The following is an 11,296-nucleotide window of genomic DNA, read 5'->3' on the forward strand; positions in this document are numbered from 1 at the left end:
CGACGGCCTCACGAGCGTGCTTTCCGACGTGCGCGCGGCGGTCGAGGACTGGCGCGAGATGCGCGCGCGCATCGGCGACCTTCTCGCCCATCTCGACGGCGTCGAACTTCCCCTCCCACCGCCGGAAGTCGCGGAAGCCAAGGAATTCCTGCGATGGGTCGAGGACAACCACTTCACGTTCCTCGGCTACCGCGAGTACGACTTCGTCGGTGCCGGGGACGCGGCGAAGATGGAGGTAACGCCATCGACCGGCCTCGGCATCCTGCGCGACGACACCGAACTCGTCTATCGCGGCCGGCGCAACATGTCTGCGTTGCCGCCCGACGTGCAGGCGTTTTTGCGCCAGCCCATGCTGCTCACGGTCAACAAGTCCGACCGCCGCTCGACCGTGCATCGCTCGACTTATCTGGACGTGCTGACCATCAAGAAGTTCGGCGACAAAGATGAAGTCACGGGCGAGCGGATTTTCATCGGTCTCTTCACGTCGGCTGCCTACAACCGAATTCCGCGCGACATTCCGCTCTTGCGCCGGAAGGTGGCAAACGTGGTGTCACGCTGCGGCTTTGCACCCAACAGCCACGACGGCAAAGCACTTCTCCACATCCTCGAAACCTATCCGCGGGACGAACTGTTCCAGATTGAAGAAGGCGAACTCTTCGATATTTCGATGGACATCCTGCATCTGCAGGAGCGCCAACGCATCGCACTCTTCGTGCGCAAGGACCCGTTCGAGCGCTTTGTCTCCTGTCTCGTCTATGTGCCGCGCGATCGCTACAACACCGAACTGCGCGAGCGTTTCGGCGCCATTTTGGAGGAAGCATTCAACGGCACCGTCAGCGCCTTCGAGCCCGAGCTCGGGACCGAAATGATGCTGGCCCGCGTCCATTTCATCGTCACGACTACGCTGGGCGAAATCCCCGATTTCAGGATCGAGGACATCGAAGCCCGGTTGATCGAAGCCGCCCGCTCCTGGATCGACAAGCTCAAGTCCGCCTTGATCGAGACCAAGGGTGAAGAGGCCGGCTTGAGGCTCTTCCGTCGCTACGCCCATGCCTTCCCGACGGACTATCGCGAACGCTTCAAGGCTCCGCTTGCGGTCGTCGACATCGACAAGATCGAATCGGTGCTGGCGAGCCAGGATGTAGGGATGCATCTCTATCGCACGATCGAGGCGGCGGATAACGAAATCCGATTCAAGATCTACAATGCCCGCGGCGCCGTGGCACTTTCGGACATCCTGCCGATGCTAGAGGATATGGGCCTGCGCGTGCTGCAGGAAGTGCCCTTCCTCGTCGAGCCGCACGGTGCGGACCCGGTCTATCTGCACGATTTCGGCATGATGCGCGCCGATGGTGCCGCCATCGACCTCGAAGCGCTGCGCGACGACTTCCAGGACGCATTCGCGCGCATCTGGTCGGGTTCGATAGAGGCCGACGGTTTCAACCGGCTTGTGCTGATGGGTGGGCTCGCGTGGCGCGAGATCGTCATCCTGCGCGCCTATTGCAAGTATCTGCGTCAGACCGGGATCGCCTTCAGTCAGAGCTATATGGAGGAAACGCTCACCCACAATCCGGGCTTGGCGCAACGCATCGTCCGGCTCTTCCTGACGCGCTTCGATGTCGCGAGCCAGAAGGACGCCGACGCGCGCGCGACGTCCATCCGCAAGGAGATCGAGCAAGGCCTCGACAAGGTCGAAAGCCTTGACGAGGACCGCATCCTGCGGCGCTTCGTCAATCTCGTCGAATCGACCGTGCGGACGAATTATTTCCAACGCGACAAGGGCGGAAAGCCGAAACCGTATTTTTCCGTGAAGCTCGACAGCCACAGGGTCGACGAACTGCCGGAGCCGCGCCCGCTCGTCGAGATCTGGGTCTACAGCCCGCGGATGGAAGGCATCCATTTGCGCGGCGGCAGGGTCGCGCGCGGCGGTATTCGCTGGTCGGACCGGCGGGAGGACTTCCGCACCGAAATCCTCGGCCTCATGAAGACTCAAATGGTGAAGAACACCGTCATCGTGCCGGTGGGCTCGAAGGGCGGCTTCGTCGTGAAGCGCCCGCCGGCGGATGGCGGGCGCGAGGCGCTGATGGCCGAGGTGATCGAGTGCTACCGCACGCTGATGCGCGGCATGCTCGACGTGACCGACAACATCAAGCAGGGCAAGATCGTCCCGCCCGTGGATGTGGTTCGCCGCGACGAGGACGATCCCTATCTTGTGGTCGCGGCCGACAAGGGTACCGCGACGTTCTCGGATATCGCGAACGCCGTCAGCCGGGATGAATACGGCTTCTGGCTAGATGATGCCTTCGCCTCCGGCGGCTCGGCGGGCTACGACCACAAGAAGATGGGTATTACCGCGAAGGGGGCCTGGGAAGGGGTCAAGCGCCACTTCCGCGAGCTTGGCCGGGATATCCAGAGCGAGGATTTCACGGTCGTCGGCATCGGCGATATGTCGGGCGACGTGTTCGGCAACGGCATGCTGCTCTCCAAGCACATCAAGCTGCTCGGCGCCTTCAATCATCTCCACATTTTCGTGGACCCGGACCCCGATCCCGCCGCGAGTCTCGCCGAACGGCAGCGGCTCTTCGATCTGCCGCGGTCGAGCTGGACGGACTATGACGGGAAGCTGATCTCGAAAGGCGGCGGTGTCATCGATCGCAAGGCGAAATCGATCAAGGTCTCGCCGGAGGTAAAGGACGCCTTCGATATCGCGAAGGATAACGTAACCCCGGCCGAGCTTATCCAGGCGATGCTGCGGGCGCGAATCGATCTTTTATGGTTCGGCGGCATCGGAACCTTCCTCAAGGCGCGCGCCGAGAGCAACGCCGAGGCGGGCGACCGTACCAACGACGCGCTCCGCGTCAATGCCGAAGACGTTCGCGCGAAGGTGATCGGCGAAGGGGCCAATCTCGGCGTCACCCAACGCGCGCGCGTCGCCTACGCGCTCGCGGGCGGGCACATCAACACTGATGCGATCGACAATTCCGCCGGCGTGGACACGTCGGACCACGAAGTCAATCTCAAGATTCTTTTGGGCGACGTCGTTTCGCGCGGCGACATGACCATGAAGCAGCGAGACCAGCAGCTTCAGGCCATCACCGACGAGGTGAGCACCCATGTGCTCGACGACAACTATCAGCAGACCCAAGCACTCAGCGTCGCCGAGCGGGAGGGCTTGGCGCTGCTCGACGAGCAAGTCCTGCTGATCCGCCGGCTGGAGCGCAGCGGCCGGCTCAATCGCACGATCGAGGCACTGCCGAGCGACGAAGAACTGCTCGAGCGCGCGGGATCGGGCAAGGGCCTCACGCGAGCCGAGCTGGCAGTGATCATGGCCTACGCCAAGCTCGATCTTTACGACCGGCTCCTGCCGACCGACCTGCCGGACGATCCGATCCTGGTCGACGACCTCGTGACATACTTTCCGGGGCCCTTGCACAAGCCCTTCCGCGCGCCGATCGAACGGCACAGCCTGCGCCGTGAAATCATCGCAACCGTCGCGACGAACAGCCTCGTCAATCGCGCCGGCATTACGTTCTCGAGCAAGATGGAAGAAAAGACCGGCATGTCGGTCGCCGACGTGGCGCGGGCCTACACGATTTCGCGGAACGCCTTCAACCTCGGCCGGTTGTGGAGCGGCATCGAGTCGCTCGACAATAAAGTCGGTGCAGAGGTCCAAATGGCCATGCTGATCGAAATTCGCCATGCGATCGAGCAGGTCAGCCAGTGGTTTCTCACGCACGGACGCCACCCGCTCGACGTCACGCGCAATGTCGCCGATTACGGCCCCGGGATCGACGCCCTATGGTCGGTCGTCGACAGTATCCTCTCGCCCGAGGACCGTGCCGCATTCGACAAGCGCGCCGGCGGCTATACGGCGCAAGGTGTGCCCCCCGAATTGGCGCGACCGGTCGCTGGCCTCGACTTCCTGGTTTCGGGCTGCGACATCGTGCGCGTGGCGCAGGCGAGCGGGCACGCTGCTGAGGATGTCGGCCGCATCTATTTCGCGATCGGGGCGAGATTCGGCATCGACTGGCTGCGCAGTGCCGCCGAACATCTCGCGGTCCAAGGGCATTGGCAGAAGCTTGCGATCGCCGCGATTGTCGACGATCTCTACGCGCACCAGAGCGAGCTCGTGACGCGCGTACTCGATTCCTCGCACACGGCCCCCGCCGCCAACGGTGCGGTTGAGGCGTGGGTGGAGGCGCGGGCCTCCGCGGTCGAACGAGCGCAAAGCGTGATTGCCGACATAAAAGGTGCGGGCCAGCCGGACCTTGCCATGCTCGCGGTCGCCAACCGCCAGCTACGCAGCATGATGGTCTAGATCGTGATTGGTTCGACTCGACTCGTTCCAACCCATCCGGTTCCGGGCACGGCTCGGCGTCGGCTCGTCGACCTCGCACGAGCCCGTGTCTGCGCGGCACGCACAAGGAGGCCCGTTCGCTTGCGCCGGCGCGAGGGAGGGGCGAGGCCGGTTCGTTCTTATCCGATCTCGCGTTAAGTGCAGAGCCCTTCCGGCACGCTGGAGGATCGACGGGAGCCCGGACGCAACGCCGCGGCCATCGCCGCCTGGTGCGTTTACGATTTCGGGATCGCGGCCTGGCCGGTCGTGATCGCCACGTTCGTGTGGGGTGTCTATTTTTCGACCGGCATTGCGCACTCTTCGGAAGAAGGTGCCGCCCGCTGGGGCGCGACGCTCTCGATAGCGGGCTTCGTCGTGGCCGTCCTTGGCCCCATGCTCGGTGCGATCGCCGACCGCGCCGGCCGCCGCAAGCCTTGGATCGGCGTATTCGCGACCGTGTGCGTTGTGGCGACCGCGTCCTTGTGGTTTTCCCGCCCCACACCGGAATCGGCCGCGCGCACGCTTCTCCTCGTGGTGCTTGGCAGCGTCAGTTACGAGTTCGGCGTCGTCTTCTACAACGCCAGTCTGCGCGACGTAGCACCGCCGTCGATCCTCGGACGCGTCTCCGGCTGGGGTTGGGGATTGGGCTATGTTGGCGGGCTTGGCTGTCTCGCGGTCGCCCTCGTGACGCTCATCAAGCCGACACCGGCACTCTTCGGGCTCGACAAGGTGGCGGCGGAGCCGGTGCGCGCCACCGCCATTCTCGTGGCTTTTTGGATCGCCGCATTCGTAACGCCTTTCTTCCTCCTGGCGCCCGATCGCAAATCGGGCGGTATGAGTGTCACGCAGGCCGTATCGGCCGGTCTTCGCGGTCTTTACGACAACCTCAAGGATCTGCCTCGGCGGCCGACCATCCTTCGCTTCCTGATTGCACGGATGATCTACGCGGACGGGCTCAACACGCTTTTCATCTTCGGCGGCATTTACGCAGCCGCAGCGATGGGGTTCGCTCTCGACGAGGTGTTGCTGTTCGGGATCGCGATCAACGCGACCGCGGGCCTGGGGGCAGCGCTCTTTGCGTGGATCGACGACTGGATCGGCTCGAAACCCACGATCGTCATGTCGCTCGCGTGCCTGATCGCGCTCGGCGGCGCGATTCTCTTCATCCATAGCAAGCCATGGTTCTGGTCGGTCGCACTTGCCCTTGGCGTTTTCGTGGGGCCGGCGCAGGCCGCGAGCCGAACACTCATGGCGCACCTCGTTCCGCGCGGCTTGGAAGCCGAAATGTTCGGTCTCTATGCTCTCACGGGGAAGATCACGGCCTTCACGGGTCCCGCCATCTACGGTCTCGCGGTCGAGCATTTCGCGAGCCAGCGGGCCGGCATGGCCAGTGTGATCGTCTACCTCGTCGCCGGGCTCGCGTTGCTCCTGACGGTTCGCGTCGGGGGAGCTGCGCGGGTCAGTGCCTGAAGTGCCGCATGCCGGTGAAGACCATGGCGATACCCGCATCGTTGGCCGCCGCGACCACCTCGTCATCGCGCAACGAACCGCCCGGTTGAATCACCGCCGTGGCACCCGCCGCGACGGCGGCGAGGAGACCGTCGGCGAAGGGGAAGAAGGCGTCCGATGCGACGACCGACCCCTCGGTGCGGCGGGACGTTTCCTTGGCGGCGGCGGCGGCTTCCTCGGCTTTCCACGCTGCGATACGCGAGGAATCCACACGGCTCATCTGACCCGCACCGATGCCGACGGTAGCACCATTTTTCGCGTAGACGATGGCGTTCGACTTGACGTGCTTGGCGACACGGGCCGCGAACAGCATATCGGCCAGCTCGGTTTCGCTCGGGGCTCGTGCGGTCACGACCTTGAGGTCCGCTCGCCCTACCCTGCCATTGTCGCGCGTCTGCAGGAGGTAGCCGCCCGCGAGGGAGCGAAGCATCACACCCGGTTCTCCGGGATCGGGCAGCGAATCCGTGACAAGGAGGCGCAGATTCTTTTTGCCGGAGAGAGCTTCGACCGCCTCCGGCTCCGCAGCCGGCGCGATGACGACCTCGGCGAAGAGTGCGCCGATCTCTTCGGCGGTGGCAAGATCGAGCGCGCGATTGAGCGCGATCACCCCGCCGAAGGCACTCACCGGGTCGCATGCGCGCGCCTTGCGGTAGGCCTCGACCATCGTTGCACCGACGGCGACGCCGCAAGGGTTGGCGTGCTTGATGATGGCGACCGCCTTCTCATCGAACTCCGCGACGAGCTCGAAGGCCGCGTCCGCGTCATTCAGATTGTTGTAGCTCAGCTCCTTTCCCTGGAGCTGCCGCGCCGTGGCGATGCCGGGCCGCGACCTGCCGCCGACATAGAATGCCGCTTCCTGATGAGGGTTCTCGCCATAGCGCAGAAGCTGTCTGCGCGTCCCCGTCGCGACCATGCACTCGGGAAAAGTCTCGCCGAGCTGGTTCGCGAACCAACCGGCGATCGCCGCATCGTATGCGCCCGTGCGCGCAAAGGCCTTGGCGGCAAGGCGCTTGCGCAGCGCCAATGTCGTCGCCCCCTTTTGCGCGCGCATTTCCGCCATTGCGACCCCGTAGTCGGAGGGATCCACGACCACAGCCGCGAAGTCATGGTTCTTCGCGGCAGCACGGATGAGCGCTGGACCGCCGATGTCGATATTCTCGATTGCGGTCTCGAAGGAAGCGCCCTGCTCGACGGTCGTCTCGAAAGGGTAGAGATTGACGACGACGAGATCGATGGCCACGATGCCATGATCGGCCATGGCCTGACGATGGGACGCAAGGTCGCGCCGCGCGAGGATCCCGCCGTGGATTTTGGGGTGAAGCGTCTTCACCCGGCCATCCATGGCCTCCGGAAAACCCGTATGGGTCGCGACGTCCTTGACCGCGATGCCCGAATCCGCGAGTGCCTTGGCCGTGCCGCCGGTCGAAAGGATTTCAACACCGCACTCCGCCAGAAAACGGCCAAACGCAACGAGCCCGGTCTTGTCCGAGACCGAAACAAGCGCGCGGCGGATCGTTACTAGCCCGTCATTCATCGCGACGCCGCCGCGACTCGCTCGACACCTTCGCCGACCCGGCGGTACTCCGGCACCACGCGCTCGAGAAGAGCTGCAAGCTGTTCCTCCCGCGCCGCCGCCGCGGCTTCGCCGATCTCGTCGAGCGCTCTCGACAGGATCGCCAGATCGGCGGTGCGCGGTGCTGCAAGGAGAATGCCCCGGCATCGGGTCGGCACCAAATATTCCGTCTCGTGCAGCAGCTCTTCATTGAGCTTTTCACCCGGGCGCAATCCCGTGAAGACGATCCGGATGTCCTTTTCCGGCCGCAAGCCGGCAAGGCGAATCATCTGGCGCGCGAGATCGACGATGCGAATCGCCTTGCCCATGTCGAGCACGAAGATCTTGCCGGCCTCGACTCCGTCGGTGGCACCGAGGGCGGCGGCCTGAAGCACAAGCTCGACTGCTTCGCGCACAGTCATGAAGTAGCGTGCGATATCGGGATGGGTGACGGTGATGGGGCCGCCGCGTTCGATTTGATGCTGGAATAGGGGTACCACGGAACCGGTCGAGCCAAGCACGTTGCCGAAGCGCACCGTGATGTAGCGCGTCCTGCGGCGGCCGGCTGCGGCAAGGATGTCGCGCGCCTGGCAATAGCATTCGGCGGCTCGCTTCGTCGCCCCCATCACACTCGCCGGATTGACCGCCTTGTCCGTCGAAATCAACACCATCGCCGCAACACCCGAAGCATCGCAGGCATCGGCGACTTGGCGCGTGCCAATCAGATTGGTGAGCACGCCCTCGCTTGGGTTCCGCTCGACCATCGGCACATGCTTGAGGGCGGCGGCGTGGAACACGATTTCCGGCTTCTCGACGGCAAAGACCTCAGAGACACGCTTTGCGTCGCGCACGTCGGCCAGGATGGCACTATGCGGCAGCTCCGGCCGCTGCTCTGTGAGATCCTGATCGATGCGATAGAGATTGAATTCCCCGTTGTCGAGGAGAGCGAGGTGGCGCGGCTCGAGTTCGGCGATCTGGCGCACGAGCTCGCCGCCGATCGTGCCGCCGGCGCCGGTCACGAGGACGCGCCGGCCCGCGATCATCGCCCGCATGCCGGCACGGTCGAGAACGGTTTGCGGGCGGCCCAGAATGTCCTCGATTGCAATGGGGCGCGTCTCGAACCGGTCCGAAACGCCGTCGCGCAGGTCGGTCATTCGCGGGGCGCGCGCCAAGGTGAGGCCGAGCGCTTCCGCACCCTCGAGCAGTCCGCGCAGGATTTCGGGTTCGAGGTTTTCCTTGGTAACGATGAGGCGTTCGGGCCGCCGGTTGCGCCGCGCGCATTTCGCGACAATTTCAGCGAGATCGCCCGTGCTGCCAAGCACCGGCACGCCATGAATGTCGCGTCCGACGCGGGAGCCTTTTTCGTCGATCAGGCCGACGACTTGGTAGTGCGCTGTCGGTTCATGCTGCATGGCGCGGATGAAGAGGTCGGCGCCGTCGCCGGCGCCGACGAGTAGCACGGGAACGCGGCGGTGGCCCGACTTGGCGAGCGTGAGACCGAGGTGGCGATGCTTGAGGATGCGGTAGAGCACACGCGGGCCGCCGAGGAGTGCTGTCAGCACGAACCAGTTGATCACCAGCATCGAGCGCGGCATCTGCTCGAGGCGGGTCCAAAGAAAGAGAAGCGGAAAGAAGGCGAGGACGATGATGGTCGACACCTTGGCGATACCGACCAGGTCCTCCATGGAGACGTATCGCCACACGGTGCGGTTGGTGCGCAGCGCAAGCAGGGTTACGGCAGCGACCAGGACGAACAGGATGAAGGCCGGCCAAAGGTAATTGTCGAGATACCACCAGAGTGCCGAACCCACGCGGAGGTAGAGCGAAACGAGAAACGACAGCGCCACCATGACCAAGTCATGGAGGTAGACGACGCGCGCGCGAGTCAGGATTCGGCTCAATATCTGCATCCGTTTCGAGTTTCGGACCGTCCCCGAAGGCGCCGACAATAACATAGCCGCCTTTCCGCCCAATAGCCCTTCGCTGGCCAATTACCGGGCGGCTTCGGGCCGCCGGGTGCCGAGAAAGCCGAGCAGCAGGACGACCACGAGGATTGCAAGGGCGAGCTGCATAAATGGCAACGGAGACGACGGGACGGACCAATAGGCAAGGCCGATTAGGATAACGTCCGCCAGAAGGATCGCTTGCACCACGCGCGCATGGCTGAGGCCACCCCGGACCGCACGCTGATAAAAATGCTCCCGGTGCGCTTGCCAAATCCGCTCCCCGCGCGCTAAACGGCTGAGGAGCGTGAGGGTTGCATCCGCGAGATAATAGAGGGGCAATATGAGTGCCGGCGCCCAGGCGCCGTGCGAGGCAAGGTCGAGCAACAGCCAGCCCAGCAGATAGCCGAGTGGCACGCTGCCCACGTCCCCCATGAAGATCTTTGCGGGATGCCAATTCCACAACAAAAAGCCGAGGGCGGCCGCGGCGATGCTTAGGCCGTAAAGCGCGTCGACGTCGGCTGGGATCAGCAGGGCCACGATACCGGCGCCGATGCCGATTGCCGCCGTCTCCGCGCCGGTAATGCCGTCGATACCATCCATGAAATTGAAGAGATTGAGGAACCATAGCCAGGCGAACCCCGCCGCGAGGCGGTCGAGCCAAAGGGGAAGCAGCAGCGGGAAGATCGGTCCGCGCGAGAGAAAGGCCATGAGACCGACCGCGACGGCGCCGATATGGACCGCAAAGCGCGCGCGCGCCGAGAGGCCGCCGACATCGTCGCGCCAGCTCACGAATGCGAGCACAAGTGCCGCACTTATCGGCAAAAAGGCGTTGTGGGAGCTGCCCGGGCCAAAGATTGCGATGAGCGCCCAGATCGGCAGGACCGCTGCCAGGACCGCGATGCCCCCGCCCCGCGGCGTCGGTACGGCGTGGCTCGAACGCTCATTCGGATGATCGAGAATGTCGCGCGCGCGCAGATGGCCGAGGACCACGCGCGTGCCGACCGCACTCATGGCAAAGCTCGCAACGGACGCGGCGATCGCCCAACCCCAATTCATGGCTTGCTTTATAGCGTTATAGGAGCGCATTTGCAGCGCCAACCTACGCCGCACACCTTGTAATCCCGGGCCGGGTATGACAATGAAAGCGGGTGCTTGCGGAGCTCGAATGCCACGTGTCAGCTACGTCGTCACGATCTACAACAAGGCCCCCTATCTGCCCTACCTGATCGAAGGCTTGGCCCGTCAGGCCGGCGAGTTCGAGCGCGAGCATATTTTCGTCAACGACGGTTCGACCGACGGCAGCCTTGCGGTCTTGCTCGATCTCGTCGCGAATTGGACAGGGGTCAAGATCATCGATCAGCCGAATCGCGGCCCATCGCTCGCCATGAATGCGGGCATCCGTGCGGCGAGTGGGGATTTCATCAAGCCGGTCGACGGCGACGATATGCTCGTTTTTGACGCGACGCGCGGCTTGCTGCGGGCGATTGACAGGTCGGGTTGCGCCTTGGCCTATGGCGCGGGCGACGAATATCGTCTCGACGAGGGGCCCGGGCGTGCCGCAGAAAAAGCAAACCGGCCTTCGGCGGATCGAGACCCCGTGGTCGATGGGAACACGCTTGGCACGTCGCTTCGCCGTGCCCAAACAACGCCGTCGGCATGGCTCGCACGCGCGGATTTGGTGCGCGCCACGGGGGGCTGCGACCCGGGCGTGTTCATCCAGGACTACTCGATCGAGCTGCGCCTCGCGCGTGCCGCGCAATTCGCACGTGTGCAGCGCTGTGTCTACCTCGCACCCGCCGCCGCACCGGGGCGCATGTCCGAAAACGCCGCCCAGACCTTCCACGATTTGAATCTGGCCCTGGCACGCTTCGTCGCAAGCGAGCCGGACCTGCCATGGCGCGCACGCCGTCTTGCACTGAGACGCGCTTCGGGCCGCGCTTGGCACTTCGCGCA

6 protein-coding genes are annotated in these 11,296 nt (G+C 64.3%); 3 read left to right on the forward strand and 3 right to left on the reverse strand.

Annotation, left to right across the window (positions count from 1 at the left end):
• Both VEJ16_15260 and VEJ16_15265 read left to right on the forward strand, forming a co-directional pair.
• A partial coding sequence (locus VEJ16_15260; GenBank protein ID HYB11024.1) for an NAD-glutamate dehydrogenase occupies nt 1-4,318 on the forward strand: 4,318 nt, incomplete at its 5' end.
• Between the two features lie 177 nt (nt 4,319-4,495).
• Nucleotides 4,496-5,806, forward strand: coding sequence for an MFS transporter (locus tag VEJ16_15265; protein HYB11025.1), 1,311 nt, complete (start codon nt 4,496-4,498; stop codon nt 5,804-5,806).
• On the opposite strand, the gene purH is transcribed toward VEJ16_15265, so the two are convergent.
• The 3 genes from purH to VEJ16_15280 form a co-directional block, all read right to left on the reverse strand.
• On the reverse strand, nt 5,796-7,379 hold the full coding sequence (purH, locus tag VEJ16_15270; GenBank protein ID HYB11026.1) for a bifunctional phosphoribosylaminoimidazolecarboxamide formyltransferase/IMP cyclohydrolase: 1,584 nt from the start codon (nt 7,377-7,379) through the stop codon (nt 5,796-5,798). The genes VEJ16_15265 and purH overlap by 11 nt on opposite strands.
• A complete protein-coding gene (locus tag VEJ16_15275; protein ID HYB11027.1) occupies nt 7,376-9,307 on the reverse strand; it encodes a nucleoside-diphosphate sugar epimerase/dehydratase in 1,932 nt (643 codons plus the stop codon). The genes purH and VEJ16_15275 overlap by 4 nt, the downstream gene beginning before the upstream one ends.
• 81 nt (nt 9,308-9,388) lie before the next feature.
• Nucleotides 9,389-10,429, reverse strand: a complete 1,041-nt coding sequence (locus tag VEJ16_15280; GenBank protein HYB11028.1) for a glycosyltransferase family 4 protein — start codon at nt 10,427-10,429, stop codon at nt 9,389-9,391.
• Between the two features lie 79 nt (nt 10,430-10,508).
• Here VEJ16_15280 and VEJ16_15285 point away from each other — a divergent pair.
• Nucleotides 10,509-11,296 (forward strand): glycosyltransferase family A protein (locus VEJ16_15285; GenBank protein ID HYB11029.1); only part of this gene is annotated, 788 nt, incomplete at its 3' end.

This window comes from Alphaproteobacteria bacterium, assembly GCA_035625915.1.
In the GTDB taxonomy this organism is placed as follows: domain Bacteria; phylum Pseudomonadota; class Alphaproteobacteria; order JACZXZ01; family JACZXZ01; genus DATDHA01.